Below are 14844 nucleotides of genomic sequence, written 5' to 3' on the forward strand. Positions count from 1 at the left end.
ACTTTCCAACACGCATTGACTTGCTACCGTGCCTGTTCGCCCGCCGCTGACCGGCGTGCTTTTCGCACTCGCGCATGACCCATTTAGTGAACGATCTTCCTGCGCTGCTCCGGCAGTATGATGAACGCACCCGCCAGGAAGCGGAGCGTCTGGTGGATGACGACGCGGTGATGGGCCTGGAACTGATGGAGGACGAGATGATGGCCGAGGTGCGGCTCGACGAGCGTTCCGTGCAGGTGCGATGGCTTCGAGGTGACCGCGGCTGGCATGGCGAGAGCGAGGTCACTCACGATGACGACCTCGAAAATCTCGTGCTCTGCGCCAGTCTGGTGGCGGTGCTGCGCAAAGAATCGCGCGGCATGCTGCCGCAGACGCCGGTGGAGGAGGAGGACTTCGAGCACCTGCTGACGTCGAAGCTCGGCCGCCAGCTCACACCGGACGAGGAGAACTACCTGAGCAAGGTGGAGAAGCGCTACGAGCGCGTGCGCCTGACCGGCAAGATCTTCGATCAGGACATGGTGCGCCTGCATTCGAAATGGGCGATCCAGAGCGTGGAACCGGTCGCTCTTTGGCCGGAGGCACCGAAAAGTCTGCGGGAGTTCTGGAACTACATCGCACTGGCACTGGCGGACAAAGGACTGGCGCCACCGGCTTTCCTGCGCGGCATGGCTGACCTGGATGCAACGCGTGAGGCACTGCGCGAGTGGCGGCACGCCAGCACGGTGCCGACCTGGCGCAAGCGCATCCGCGAATTCATCGATGCGCGGCAGGATGTGGATCGCGGGCAGCAGCGTCCGCGCCGCCATTGCGAGTTCCGCCTTCTCGTCACGGTGAATGAGGTGAAGCTGCAGATCCAGCTCACGGGCGACACGCCTTCGTCCTTTACCACGGTGGACGCCGCGCTGCTGGACAACCTGCGCCACGATCATCGCGATGGTTTGATCGTCACCACCGGCCCGTCCGAGCTGCTGCTCGTTTCCGCCCTGGCTCAGAGCGAGGAGGACTGGAATGATTCTTTCCGTCTGGAGACGAAACATCACGCGCAATGGCTTTCCACCCTGTTCCAGCAGCCAGCGCTGCATGAGAAGATCGTCACGCTGGATGAAACGCCATTCCATCGCGCCGCAGAGCCGCTGCGCTGGGGCTCGAAACTGAGCGCGGACGGCCTCACGCTGTCCTTGCAGCTCGAAACGGCGGACGAAATGGCCGCGCCGCTGCCGCTGCGCATTTTGCGCGGTGCGGAGACGTTTTATCTGAGCGCGGACACGTTGTTCCGTGGCCCGATCTGGCTGCATGATGAATCACGCATCGAATCGGCCGTGGTCATGCCGTTGGAGGCGCTCGCCACGCCGGAAGGGGTCGCTTTCACACGCGAGATCGGCATCGAGCTGCCGGAGTCGCTGCGCAGCCGCGTGCGGCATGAGGATCTGCGGGTGAAAATCACGGCCGAGTGTGTGGCCAAAGTGCCGCACTCCGGCGGAGCGGAGTTTGTCACCTTCAAGGCCGAGGCGGTCGATGGCGAAGGTCAGTTGCGTGAGAAGCTGCGCATCTCCGGCTGGCAGCCCGTGGACGAAAAAAAAAAGCCTGACCGGAGCGACGCCATCATCTGCCGCGACCGACGCGCCCTCCGCGATGCCGAGGAGCTGCTGAACCAGCTCCGCCGCACCTGGGATCATGAGACTGACGGCTGGCGCGTGCGCATGGCGAAGGATTTTCCCGATCTTTTCCACCGCTGGGCCACGCATCTGCCGGAAAACATCTCGCTCACCACCGATGAGCGCCTGCAGACGATCCTGGCCGATCCGCTGATCGCCCGCGTGCGCCTGGAGGCCACGCAGACCGCGAACATCGACTGGCTCGACCTGAAGCTCGTCTTTGACATCGAGGGCGCGGACCTCAAACCGGCGGACATTCGTCGATTGATCGCGGCGAAGGGCGAATTCGTGCGACTGGCGGACGGATCATGGCGTCGTGTGAAGCTGGAGCTCAGCGAGGAGCAGATGGCGATGCTCGACAGCCTCGGCATCGACCTCGACGAGCACAGTGGCGAGGCACATCGCCTCCACTGGCGCCAGCTCGCGCAGGAAAAGGCGGCGGAGATCGTCAATCCGAAGGCCTGGGGCAAGATCGTGGAGCGCATGGAGGCTGCGAAGCTCGATGTGCGCCCGCCGGTGCCGGAGGAACTGACCGTGACGCTGCGGCCATACCAGATCGAGGGTTATCAATTCCTCACCTACCTCACCTCGAACCGCTTTGGTGGCATTCTGGCGGATGACATGGGCCTGGGGAAGACGCTGCAGAGCATCGCGTGGGTGCTGTGGCTGCGTTCACGCAAAAAAGCCGACGGGCCGCATCTGCCGGTGCTCGTTGTGTGTCCGAAGTCGGTGCTCGACGTGTGGGCGCTGGAGTTTAACAAGGCCGCGCCAAAGCTGCGCGTGCTCGTGCTGCATGATCGCGATCTCTTTGACCTCACACTCGTGCAGAACCAGATTGACGTGCTGGTCATCAACTACACGCAGATGCGCAATGTCGTGGAGGAGCTGAGCACCATCCGCTGGCTCGCCGCGATTCTGGATGAAGGCCAGCAGATCAAAAACCCCGACTCGCAGACCGCCCGTGCCGCACGGCAGCTTCGTGCGGACAACCGCCTCGTTTTGACCGGCACGCCGCTGGAAAACCGCCTGCTCGACCTCTGGAGCCTCATGACCTTTGCCACGCCGGGTGCGCTGGGTGAGCGGGCGTACTTCCACCGCCATTTCGACCGCCGCAAAGACTCCCGTGCGTCCGAACGTCTGGCCGCTCGACTTCGTCCGTTCCTGCTGCGCCGCACCAAGGGCCAGGTCGCGCGCGATCTGCCCTCACGCAGTGAGGAAAACATCCTTTGCGAGATGAGCGGCCGCCAGGCGGAGCTTTACAAGGAGGAGCTCGCCCGCGCGCAGCATCTCGTGCTCAGCAGTTCCGGCTTTGACATGGTGAACCGTCGTCGCTTCGCCATTTTGCAGGCTTTGACGCGGCTGAGGCAGATCTGCTGCCATCCCGGCCTCATCGATCACACAGCGACGAGTGAGGAAAGCGCGAAACTCACGGCCACGCTCGATTTGATCCAGGAACTCCACGCCGAAGGCCATAAAGTGCTGCTCTTCAGCCAGTTCGTGTCGATGCTGAAGATCATCCGCACGAAGCTGGAGGAGCTGAATCTGCCCTTCCACTGGCTCACCGGTGCCAGCACCGACCGTGCGGGCATCGTGAAGGCCTTCCAGGAGGACGAAAAGGCCAGCGTGTTCCTGCTTTCGCTCAAAGCCGGTGGCAGCGGTCTCAATCTCACCGCCGCGTCGTATGTCATCCTGTATGATCCTTGGTGGAATCCCGCCGTGGAAAACCAGGCCATCGACCGCGCCCACCGCATCGGCCAGACGCAGCCCGTCATGGCTTACCGAATGCTCACGAAGAGCACGATCGAGGAGAAGATCATGACGCTTCAGCACAAGAAGAACCTCATGGTCAGCAACGTCCTCGGCGAAGGCGGGTTCACCAACCTGCTCCAGCGCGAAGACTTCGAGTTCCTCTTCGACATTGAGGCGGAGCGTTCGGCCTAGTTGCCTTGTTGCTGTGCAACAAGGCCCTGTTCCACAGGAACAGGGCAACTTTGGCTCGGCAGCATCACTGCGAAAACCAGTTCACAGGACCGCAAGATCACCCCTTGCCGCTCCTCGCACGTCGTGCATACTCCGCGCACTCCGTGCGCACGCTCCTGTAGCTCAACGGTTAGAGCAGGGGACTCATAATCCCTTGGTTGCGGGTTCGAATCCCACCGGGAGCACTTATTTGTCTGCGTTGGCGCACCCGGCAGGAAAATGACCTGTGGCGGCGCATTTGAAGCCAGCCACTCTTTTTTGCCACACTCCGAATGACTCCCCACGCCCTCCAGGACATCGCCAAGCTCGAAGACACCCTCTGGGAGGCGGCGGACCAGCTCCGCGCGAACTCGAAGCTGACCTCCAGCGAGTATTGCTTCCCCATCCTGGGCATCATCTTCCTGCGCCATGCGACGAACCGCTACAATGCAGTCGCCGCACGGATCGAGGAGGAAAAGGCGGCCGGGAAGCTGCCGAAAAAGCTGCCCATCACGAAGGCGCACTTCATCGCCCGCCGGGCGCTGATGCTGCCACCGGAGGCTCGCTATGAAACGCTGATTGCCCTGCCAAAGGGAACAAACCTCGGCTCGGCACTCGTGGAGGCAATGAACGCCATCGAGCGCGACTTTGAGCCGCTGGCGAACCAGCTCCCGAAGGACTATGGGAAGTTCGACAACGACCTGCTGGAGTCCATGCTCCGCATCTTCGACAGCGAGGCGCTGCGGCGGGCCAGCGGCGATGTCTTCGGGCGCATCTATGAGTATTTCCTCATGAAGTTCGCCATCCAGGGCGCTCAGGACAATGGCGAGTTCTTCACCCCGCCCTCGCTCGTGCAGATGATCGTGAACGTCATCGAGCCGGATCACGGCGTCGTGGCCGACCTCGCTTGCGGCTCTGGCGGCATGTTTGTGCAGACCAGCCACTTCATGGAGGATCACGGGCAGCACACCATGGACCGCGTGACCTTCTACGGTCAGGAGAAAACGGCCACCACCATCCGGCTGGCGAAGATGAACCTCGCCGTTCACGGGCTGGAGGGCGAGATCATGGAGGCAAACACCTTCTACCAGGACGAGCACCGCCTCAGCGATGGCCGCCCGCTCTGGGGGAACTGCGACTTCATGATGGCGAATCCACCCTTCAATGTGGACATGGTGGACGAGGCGAAAGTGAAGGGCGACCGCCGCCTGCCCTTCGGCCTGCCGGGGGTGAACAAGAGCAAGACCATCTCAAACGCGAACTACCTCTGGATCAGCTACTTCCACTCGTATCTGAATGCCAAAGGCCGCGCCGGGTTCGTCATGTCATCCCAGGCCAGCAGCGCCGGGCATGGCGAGGCGGAGGTGCGGCAAAAGCTCGTCGCCACCGGCGATGTGGACGTGATGATGTCCATCCGCTCGAACTTCTTCTACACGCGGTCGGTGCCATGTGAGCTGTGGTTCTTTGACAAAGGCAAGCCCGCCGAGCGCAAGGACAGCGTGCTCATGCTCGATGCGCGGAACGTGTATCGGAAGGTCACGCGGAAGATCTTCGACTTCAGCGCCGAGCAGCAAAAGAACCTCACGGCCATCGTCTGGCTGTATCGGGGCGAAAGACTGCGTTTCGCGGAGTTGGTGGCGGAATACCGACAGGAGTGCCTCGCGGCGGCGGCGCAGCTCCACCATGCGGCCCACTTCTGCCATCCGCAGGGACCAGCCTACGAGACGGAGTTTCTCATCGGTTGCCTGAACAAGTTCACGGCCATGCTCAAGGGGCCTGACGACTGCATTAAAGGGAAGCCCACGCCTGCCGATGTGGCCGCGTATCAGGCGCTCGCCTCCCTCCTGCCAGAGACCTGGAAGGAACTTCAGGCAGCCTCAGAGCACCTGCACCACCTGCTGGAGACCCACCGCTCCAGCATGGAGGACGGCAGCGACCCGCGCCGCGATCTGGACGCCGCCATCGGCCGCTACACCTGCAACCTCAGCCGCATGGAGGCCGCCGCCGCGCAGATGGACGCCTTTTGCCAGCTCGCCGCCCGTTTTGGCAAGGAAGTGACCCAGGCGGCAGACTTCGCCGCGAAGCAGTTCGGGGCGCACCGTCTGGATGTCTGGCGGAAGGACTGGCGGGTGCCCGAGCGCATGGAAACACTGCAAACAGCCTTGGCCGCCGTCTCCGAGGCCACGCGGACCTACGCCTACTTCCGCAAGCAGGTTCACTGGCTGCTCCATCGCTTCCCTGAGGGCGTGTATGTGGACGTGCCCGGCCTGTGCAAGATCGCCAGCAAGGCCGACATCGAAGCTGCCGACTGGAGCCTCACCCCAGGCCGCTACGTCGGCGTCGCCCCGGCGGAGGTGGACGAAGATTTCGACTTCGGCCAAGCCATGCGGGACATCCATGTGGAACTGAAAGACCTGGACCGCGAGGCCAGCGAACTGGCCGCGAAGATTCAGGCGAACTTTGAGGGGCTGGGGATATGAAGTGGCCGGTTGTCGAAGTCGAATCCATTAAAGCCAGCGAGCGCAATGCACTCGTTGGCGGTCCATTCGGTTCTGATCTGACGAGCAAGAGCTACGTCGAAGATGGTGTGCCGGTGATTCGTGGCAACAATCTGCCGGATCACACCGCTTTCCATGATGGAGACTTCGTTTTCGTTTCTGATGAAAAGGCACTGAGTCTCTCGGCGAACACCGCAGGACCAAGAGACTTGGTCTTCACGCAACGAGGCACGCTCGGGCAGGTTGGCTTGATTCCCGATCTGCCAAACTATCCCCGATATGTCATCTCACAGAGTCAGATGAAGCTGACGGTGAATGCATCAAAGGCCGAACCTCGTTTCGTCTATTACTACTTCAGGCTGCCGACGACCGTTGAAACCATCAAGAGCCATGTCAGCTCGTCGGGCGTGCCGCACATCAATCTCGGTGTCTTGCGACGTTTCAAAATCCCACTGCCGCCACTCAAAGACCAGAGGCGTATCGTTGAGGTAGCCGCCGCCTACGACGACCTGATGGAGAACAACCGGCGGCGGATGGCGTTGCTGGAGGAGTCGGCGCGGCTGCTCTACCGGGAGTGGTTCGTCCACCTCCGCTTCCCCGGCCACGAACCCACCCGCCACATCAACGGCGTGCCGCAGGGGTGGGCTCTGAAGCCCTTGGAGGAAGTCGCGGAGTTCCGACTCGGCAAGATGCTGGACGAGAAGAAGAATCGTGGCGAGCCGCTGCCCTATCTTGCCAACGTGAATGTGCGCTGGGGTGAGTTCGACCTCACGAACCTGCGCGAAATGCGCTTTGAGGAACATGAACTGGAGACGTTTGGACTGAAGTTCGGAGACATCGTCATGTGCGAAGGCGGCGAGCCAGGCCGCTGCGCCATTTGGAAGGAGCAGATGCCCGGCATGATGTTCCAGAAGGCCATCCACCGCATCCGCTGCCGCGAGGACATGGAACCCGAGTATCTCTACCAGAGCTTGCGGCACCAAGCGGAGACCGGCCACTTCGCCACGCTATTCACGGGAGCGACGATCAAACACTTCCCTCGCGAGAAGCTCGCCAAAGTGACCGTGGTCGTTCCTCCAAAGCGCCTGCTGGACCTCTTCACGAGCTTCGCTCGACCGATTGAAACCCAACTGGCCCACTTGGAGGCCGCGAACAAGCGTGCAAGAGATGCCCGCGACCTGCTGCTGCCGCGCTTGATGAGCGGGGAGATCGAGGTTTGAGGCTCGTGGAGTCCAGTCTTGTCAGGCAGGGCTAATGCCGTTAAAGGTCCCCAATGACCACCGCAGACAGCCAGATCGAATTTGTCCTCAGGGGCAAGATGGAGGGCGTGGAGATCACGCCGTCCACGATCAGCTTTCCGCGTTTCAATGAGTTCAACCAGCAGGTGGAGGCTTTCATCAGCGGCAGTGAAAAGATCAAGCTGGATGAGGTGAAGGTGAGCGTGGAGCCGGGCTCCTATCTGCTGCGCACAGCGCTGCCGCTCATGGTCATGGCTTCCCTGGAGTCTGATTTGAAGAGGCTGCAACGTGAGGACTCGCTGGGAGAGGTGGACCCGAAACGGGCGGAAGTGATCGCGAAGTGGCAGGCTCGCAGCAAGGCCAACGCCGACTTGAGTCATGTGATCCGGCCGCTGGATGGCAAAAGCTTGAAACCCATCGAACTGAGCGTCCATACCGATTACCGGATGGGGGAAATAGTGCCCTGGGTGAAGGTGGAGAAGTATCTTTTCGGCACGGTGATGGACATGGGCGGGGTGCAAAAGGCGAATGTGCATATCCGGCTGGACGACTCCGGTCAGGTGGTGCGCATCGGCACCAATCAGGGCTACTTGAAAAACAATAGCAATGACCGCCTCTACCAGAAGGTGCTGGTGCGAGTGGAGGCGGAGCAGCACTTCAGAACGGGAGAGTTGAGAAACCTGCGGCTTCTGGCCTTTGAGGATTACGCCCCCGTGTATGACGAGGCGGCGCTGGATCGCTTCGCCGCCGCTGGTCGCGCAGCGTGGGCTGATGTGCCAGACGCGGCGCAATGGGTGCATCAACTGCGGGGAAGCGCGGTGCTCTAATGGCTGCGGGTGTCATCCTCGATACAAGCTTTCTCATCACGCTGGCGGACCCGGTGCGGAAGCATCATGAGGCTGCGCGGAAATACTGGCGTTACTTCACCGAGAACGCCCTGCCGATGTATCTGCCCACGATTGTGGTTTCCGAGTTCTACATCAAGCAAAGCCTGCCACCTGAAATCCTGAGAGCCTGCGTGGTGCTGCCGTTCAATTGGGATGATGCCATCAAAGCCGCGTCCTTGGACTTCTCCAAAGCGGACCGCCAAGGAGCAAGCCGGGACGCCCTGAAAGACGACGTGAAAATCATCGCTCAGGCGTTGGTGAAAGACGCGGCCTTCCTGATCACGGACGACAGCAGTTCCTTCTACAAGTTTGCGGAGGCTCTGGTGTCCTCAGGCACAGCCCAATTCCGCCCCATCAAGCTCGAAGATGGGTTTGACCTCGCCTTCTTCAACCAAGGGCAGCGGGAGCTAAACCTCCAGAGCGACGATGAAGAGGCCGAATCGCCGTAAGCGAGCAGAGCAGGCGTCTTGTTCACGTTTTGGGGCATGTTCACGGCCAGGTGAACATGGCCAATAACGTGAACAGCCACCGAAAAGAAGATCGCAGGGCTCCACCGGGCGCATTTCAACAGGTGCAAAAACTTCTGCGCCTGCTTTTATTGCCTGCGAATGGCCTACACCGACATCAACAGCGAGGACCGGCTGGTTCAGCAGACCTTTGCCGAGCACCTGGAAGGCGTGCTGGGCTGGGAGTCGGTGTATGCCTACAACGAGGAGACTTTCGGCCCCGAGGGAACCCTGGGACGCCAAGACAAGCGGGAGGTGGTGCTCACGCGTGACCTGCGGGCGGCGCTGGTGCGGCTGAATCCCGGCCTGCCGGACAAGGCCATCGACGAGGCGGTATCAGTGATGACGCGGCATGATTTTTCACGCTCGCTGCTCCAGCACAATGCTGAGTTTTACCGCTTCATCCGCGATGGCGTGCCGGTGGACTACAAGGATGAAAAAGGCCATCTCCGCAGCACGCGGGCGCGGATGATCGACTTCGACTTTGTGGAGAACAATCGCTTCCTGGCGGTGCGTGAGCTTTGGATCACCGGACTGCGTGCGCCGAGCTACAACCGTCGTGCGGACCTCGTGTGCTTCGTGAACGGCCTCCCGCTGGTCTTCATCGAGCTGAAGGCGGTCTATAAAAACATCCGCGCAGGCTTTGACGGCAATCTCTCCGACTACATGGACGACCATGTGATCGGCCACGCCTTCCATCACAACGCCTTCCTCATCGTGAGCAATGGCGACAATGCCCGCTACGGCTCGATCACGAGCGGCTGGGATCACTTCTCCGAGTGGAAGCGCAACGATGAGAAGGACAAGGGCAAGGTGAAGGCCGAGGTGCTGCTCAACGGCATGCTCGCGAAGGACCGGCTGCTGGACCTCGTGGAGAACTTCATCCTCTTTGATGCCAGCAAGCCGGGTAAAACACGCAAAGTGGTCGCCCGCAATCATCAGGTGCTCGGCGTGAATCTGGCCGTGGAGTCGGTGAAGCGGCAGGAGAAGTTGAAACGGCAGTTCCCCGTGCGCCGTGAGGTGAAATACACGATGTCGAAGAAGGCATCGAAGGAGTGGTTCACGCCTGCGGTGGAAACAAAGCCGGGGGAATCTCTGCTCGTAGCTGAGGACATGCCGCCAGCCGTGGACGATCTGCCTCTCGTGACGCGTGCGCACCCGGACCTGGGCAGGTTGGGCGTCTTCTGGCACACCCAAGGCAGCGGCAAGAGCTACAGCATGGCTTTCTTTGCCGAGAAGGTGCGGCGGAAGATTCCCGGCGTCTTCACCTTTGTCCTGATGACGGACCGAGACGACCTTGATGAGCAGATTTACCGGACCTTTGGCGGCTGTGGTGTCATCGACCCCAAAAGGACGCCCCGTGCCAGCAGCGGCAAGGAACTCAAGAAGCTGCTCGGCGAGAATCACGCCTACATCTTCACCCTGATTCACAAGTTCAACCAGGAGGTCACGGAACCCTACAGCGAGCGGGATGACATCATCGTGATCTCCGACGAGGCACACCGCACGCAGGCGGGGAAATTCGCCCGCAACATGCGGCTGGCGCTGCCAAACGCGGCCTTCCTCGGCTTCACTGGCACGCCGCTTTTCAAGAACGACCACCTCACGAAGCGCATCTTTGGCGGCTACGTCTCCCGCTACGACTTCAAGCGCAGCGAGGAAGACGGCGCGACGGTGAAACTCGTGTATGAAAACCGGGGCGAGAAGCTCGGCATCACCACCCTCGATCTGAATGACCGCATCGCGGAGGTGATCGAGAAAGCCGACATGGATTTGGACCAGCGGGCGCATTTGGACAAGCTGCTGGGCAAGGACTACGAGGTCATCACGGCGGATGAGCGGTTGGAGAAGATCGCGAAGGATTTCGTGGATCATTGCGCGGCACGTTGGGAGTCGGGCAAATTCATGCTCGTGTGCATCGACAAGATCACCTGCGGGCGCATGTTTAATCTCATCGCTCCACATTGGCGGGCCAAGACGGAGTCCGTGAAGGCTGCCGCACTAGCAGAAGCCGACGCAGACAAGAAGGCCAAGCTGACCTCGCAAGCGAGCTGGCTGGAAGAGACGATCATCGAGATTCAAATCAGCGAGCAGCAGGGCGAGGTGGCCGATTTCAAGAAATGGGGCGTGGACATCATCCCGCATCGCGAGCGGATGAAGAAGGGCTTTGAGATCATCAAGGACGGCAAGACCGAGACCCTGAGCATGGAGGACGCCTTCAAAGCGCCGGAGCATCCCTTCCGCGTGGTGATCGTCTGCGCGATGTGGCTGACCGGCTTCGACGTGGAGAGCCTGGGCACCCTTTACATCGACAAGCCGATGAAGGCCCACACGCTGATGCAGGCCATCGCCCGTGCGAACCGGCGCTGCGAGGGCAAGGACTTCGGCCTGATCGTGGACTACAACGGCATGCTCAAGAGCCTGCGGGCCGCGCTGGCGCAGTATGCGCTGGGCGACGATGGCGAAAATGGCGGCGACGAGGTGGTGGCACCGATTGAAGAGCGCGTGCAAGCCCTGGAAGAAGCCATCGCCGCGACGGAGGCCTACCTGAAAACGCTGGGCTTTGATGCGGGACAATTGATCGGTGCCAAGGGCTTTACCAAGACGGGTCTGCTTGCCGATGCGGTGAACGCCATTTACACCAGCCGGGAGACAAAGCAGCGCTTCGAGATCATGGCGCGGCAGGTTTTCCTCCGCTTCAAGGCGCTGATCATGGAAGAGGCCATCTTCGCCTTCGCCGAGCGTCACGACAATCTGGAGGCCATCTACAAGAAGCTGGAGGAACGCCGGGACATGTCCGACGTAACGGCGGTGCTCAAAGAATTGCACCTGATCGTGAACGAGGCCATCCGCACGATGTCTCCCGGAGGCGACCAGTCAGAGGCGAAACTTTACGACTTGAGCAAGATCGACCTGGAAAAGCTGCGGGATGAGTTCGCCAAAAAGGTGAAACGCAAGGCCTCCGCCGTGGAAGACCTCCGCGCCCTCATTGAGCACAAGCTCGCACTCATGATGCGGGCCAATCCCGAGCGGATGGACTACTACCGCAAATACTCCGAGATCGTGGCCGACTACAACCGGGAGAAGGACCGCGTGACCATCGAGCAGACCTTCGCCCAACTCGCCGACCTGCTCGCCAGCCTCAACGAGGAGCAGCGCCGGGCGGCTGAAGAAGGTCTGACCGAAGAGGAACTGGCTATCTTTGACCTCTTGAAGAAGTCCAAGCTGACCCAGAAGCAGCGCGAAACGGTGAAGCAAGCCAGCAAGCACCTCCTCGCGAAGGTGCTGGAAGTGGTCGCCACCAGGCACGACTGGATCGCCAAGGAGCCGACCAAGGCAGAAGTCGAGGTGCTCATCCAGACCGAGGTCTTCACTCTGCTGCCCGATCCGCCCTTCGACGAGAACGAGAAACTGGCGCTGGCAGGGCGTGTCTATCAGCACGTCTTCGAGCAAAGCGCCGCCGGTGTGTTTGGCCGGGAGGCGGCGTGAGAACAAGCGCACCTGGCAGGGATCGAACCTGCGACCTACGGATTAGAAATCCGCTGCTCTAGTCCACTGAGCTACAGGTGCCTGGAATTGCGTGAGCGATCATAGTTCCGTCCGCCGGATGAGCAAGGGCGCACTCACTCGGGATGGAGGCCGAACACTTGCAGGACGACGCGGAACATGTCTCCGGCCTTGCTGCGATACGGGCGGGCCGGGTGCAGGATGGTCCAGCCGCGCAGGCTTCCGATGTCGGCGAGCCTTTTGGAGGGATGCACGAGCACGCCGTAGCCGGCGTATTCGAGCAGCGGGAGGTCGGCGGCGCTGTCGGAGTAGCTCCAGCAGGTGGCACGCTCCTTTTCTGTGAGCGCGGTCACGCTGGGAACCTGTTCCTCCATGGCGACGATCTTGGCCTCGTGCTTGTTGTTGCCAGTGACGAGTGGCGGCATCCCGGGAAAGGTGTCGCCGATGTCAAACCGCGTGGCGATGCAGTGGTCGAAGCCGAGCGCGTGGGCGATTTCATGGGCGTAGAAGTCCGGACTGGCGGTGTTCAGCACCAAAACGCGGCCCTGGTGCTTGTGGCGGAGGATTTCCGCCCGCAGGTCCTGGTAGGCCCACTTCGGCACGCAGACCTCGGCGAATTCATGCGCGTAGTTGGCAAGCCGCTCCCGCGGCATGCCGCGAAGGTAGCTCAAAAAGGCACGCTTCGCCGTCGCCGTGCTGGCGAGGCCGCAGGCACGTGCCAGGGCGACGGGAATGAACAAGCCGTGCAGCAAAACGCGCCAAGGCTCACGCCGGAGGACGAAATTGCAGAACAGCGCCTGCGTGTCGAAGGGCAGGAGCGTGTGATCGAGGTCGAAAAAGGCGAACGAGCGGGAGGGCATGACGCATGAAAGCCTAAGCGCCGCGTTTCCATCTGGCAAAAGATTCCCAGCCTTGACGGATGCAGGCGTGGACGGCACTGTGCGCGCCCTTTCCCCCGAAATCTCCCATGGCTCAAGAAACCACCCTCATCCTGCTCAAGCCTGACTGCGTCGAACGCGGCATCAACGGCGAAGTCATCAAGCGCTTTGAAGACGAGGGCTTCCGCATCCGCGGCTGCAAGATGATCAAGCTGACCGACGAACTGCTGAAAGAACACTACGCGCACATCGCGGACCGTCCGTTTTTCCCGACCGTGGCCGAATTCATGAAGAGCAAGCCGGTGATCGCCATTGCCCTGACGGGTGAGAACGTGATCGCCCACGTGCGTGACCTGCTGGGCCCGACGGACTCCAACGCGGCGCCGAAAGGCACGATCCGCGGTGATTTTGGCACGGACAAGATGACCAACGTCGTCCATGCGTCCGATTCCGCCGAGGCGGCCGCCGTCGAGCTGGAGCGCTTCTTCCATCACGGAGAGCTTTTCAGCTATTGAGGCTGACAGCAGTTCCGCTAGACTCCCGGCACGTCCTTCCCACGCCGATGTGGTGAAATGGTAAACACAGCGGACTTAAAATCCGCTGCCCGAAAGGGCTTACCGGTTCGAGTCCGGTCATCGGCACCACCTTGGCTGGTGGAGTGCTGGTGTGCTGGCGTTTCAGTGCTCAGCGCGTCGGGACTGCCGTTGGCGGGGGCCATGTTGAATGGGGTGGAGCAGGTGGAAAAAGGGGAGCGGTTGGTAATGGAAACCACTATGCGCGTTTTGCGGCCGGTCATGAGGACACGAACCGTAGCGGCCGACAATATCGGAACAATGGCGGCATGGCATGATCGGCATCGTCAACACGAACGAAACACGCGCCATGAACACCACCACCTCCCACACCACTGCCCGCCAACGCTTCATCCAGAACCTCGCTGAAAGCGAGCTGTTTCAGCGTTACCAGAAGGCCTTCCATACTCTCACGAGCCTGCCGCTGAATCTGGAATCTGTGGGGGAGGATGTGCACATCGACCACGTCACCACCCGCACGGGAGTCGCCGGTGTCGTCGAAACCCAGGTGCCTGTGCGTGTTGGCAAGAACACCATCGCCGTCATGCTGACTGGCGGTGTGCGTCTTCAACCCGCGAATGCCGACACCTTTGCCCCGGTCGCCAAGGCTCTCCTTGATGAAGGCCGCTCTGCCACGGAAGTGCGCAGTGCCCAGGTGCAGTTCGAGCACGTGCCGGTGATGCCGCCGGAACGCTACGACGCCGCGATCGCGATCCTGCAGTCCTTCTCGATGCAGCTCGGCGAAAGCGCCCATCGCCTCCTGTTTGCCAATGCCACGCACGAGCCCGAGGCCGTCCGCAACGCGAAGATGTTCATTCATCAGCACCTCGCCGAGCCAATGTCTTTGGAAGCCGTCGCGAAGGCCGTGAACGTGAGCCCCTTCCACTTCTGCAAGCTGTTCAAACGCGCCACCGGCCTCACCTTCACGGATTTCGTGAACCGCGCCCGCGTGGAAAAGGCCAAGCGCATGCTGATGAAGCCTGCCGCCCGCATCACCGAGGTGGCCTACGATGTCGGCTTCCAGAGCCTGTCCCATTTCAACCGCAGCTTCCGCCGCATCGCTGATGAATCCCCTACGGAATTCCGCAGCCGCATGAAGAACGGCGCCCCCGCCATGATGGCAGCGTAAGCCGCACCTAGAAAA

9 protein-coding genes and 3 tRNA genes are annotated in these 14844 nt (G+C 61.2%); 10 read left to right on the forward strand and 2 right to left on the reverse strand.

Features of this window, described 5'->3' with window-relative positions:
• Window positions 1–74: 74 nt before the first annotated feature.
• The 7 genes from IAE77_RS20705 (at window position 75) to IAE77_RS20735 (ending at window position 12232) form a co-directional block, all read left to right on the forward strand.
• Window positions 75–3596: a DEAD/DEAH box helicase gene (locus IAE77_RS20705; protein ID WP_294230920.1), complete on the forward strand. Its 3522-nt coding sequence runs from the start codon at window positions 75–77 to the stop codon at window positions 3594–3596.
• A 151-nt stretch (window positions 3597–3747) separates the two neighbouring features.
• Window positions 3748–3820, forward strand: a tRNA-Ile gene (locus IAE77_RS20710).
• 87 nt (window positions 3821–3907) lie between these two features.
• A complete protein-coding gene (locus IAE77_RS20715; protein ID WP_294230922.1) occupies window positions 3908–6094 on the forward strand; it encodes an N-6 DNA methylase in 2187 nt (728 codons plus the stop codon).
• Window positions 6091–7332 carry a restriction endonuclease subunit S gene (locus IAE77_RS20720; protein ID WP_294230924.1) on the forward strand — a complete coding sequence of 414 codons (1242 nt, stop codon included), beginning with the start codon at window positions 6091–6093 and terminating at the stop codon, window positions 7330–7332. The genes IAE77_RS20715 and IAE77_RS20720 overlap by 4 nt, the downstream gene beginning before the upstream one ends.
• A gap of 53 nt (window positions 7333–7385) precedes the next feature.
• Entirely contained in the window at window positions 7386–8177 is a 792-nt protein-coding gene (locus IAE77_RS20725) for a hypothetical protein (protein WP_294230926.1), read from the forward strand.
• Window positions 8177–8686: a hypothetical protein gene (locus IAE77_RS20730; protein ID WP_294230928.1), complete on the forward strand. Its 510-nt coding sequence runs from the start codon at window positions 8177–8179 to the stop codon at window positions 8684–8686. Before IAE77_RS20725 ends, IAE77_RS20730 begins: the two co-directional genes overlap by 1 nt.
• A gap of 159 nt (window positions 8687–8845) precedes the next feature.
• Window positions 8846–12232: a type I restriction endonuclease subunit R gene (locus IAE77_RS20735; RefSeq protein WP_294230930.1), complete on the forward strand. Its 3387-nt coding sequence runs from the start codon at window positions 8846–8848 to the stop codon at window positions 12230–12232.
• 7 nt (window positions 12233–12239) lie between these two features.
• Here the strand turns inward: IAE77_RS20735 and IAE77_RS20740 are convergent.
• Both IAE77_RS20740 and IAE77_RS20745 read right to left on the reverse strand, forming a co-directional pair.
• A tRNA-Arg gene (locus IAE77_RS20740) sits at window positions 12240–12313 on the reverse strand.
• 53 nt (window positions 12314–12366) lie between these two features.
• On the reverse strand, window positions 12367–13110 hold the full coding sequence (locus tag IAE77_RS20745) for an HAD family hydrolase (RefSeq protein WP_294230932.1): 744 nt from the start codon (window positions 13108–13110) through the stop codon (window positions 12367–12369).
• Window positions 13111–13217: 107 nt separating this feature from the next.
• Here IAE77_RS20745 and ndk point away from each other — a divergent pair, with 107 nt between their 5' ends.
• The 3 genes from ndk to IAE77_RS20760 all read left to right on the forward strand — a co-directional run bounded on the left by ndk (window position 13218) and on the right by IAE77_RS20760 (window position 14829).
• Complete coding sequence (ndk, locus tag IAE77_RS20750; protein WP_294230935.1) at window positions 13218–13643, forward strand: nucleoside-diphosphate kinase; 426 nt, start codon at window positions 13218–13220, stop codon at window positions 13641–13643.
• Between the two features lie 43 nt (window positions 13644–13686).
• A tRNA-Leu gene (locus tag IAE77_RS20755) sits at window positions 13687–13772 on the forward strand.
• 202 nt (window positions 13773–13974) lie between these two features.
• Entirely contained in the window at window positions 13975–14829 is an 855-nt protein-coding gene (locus tag IAE77_RS20760) for an AraC family transcriptional regulator (protein ID WP_294230937.1), read from the forward strand.
• Window positions 14830–14844 lie beyond the last annotated feature (15 nt).

This window comes from Prosthecobacter sp., from assembly GCF_014879935.1.
Lineage (GTDB): Bacteria > Verrucomicrobiota > Verrucomicrobiia > Verrucomicrobiales > Verrucomicrobiaceae > Prosthecobacter.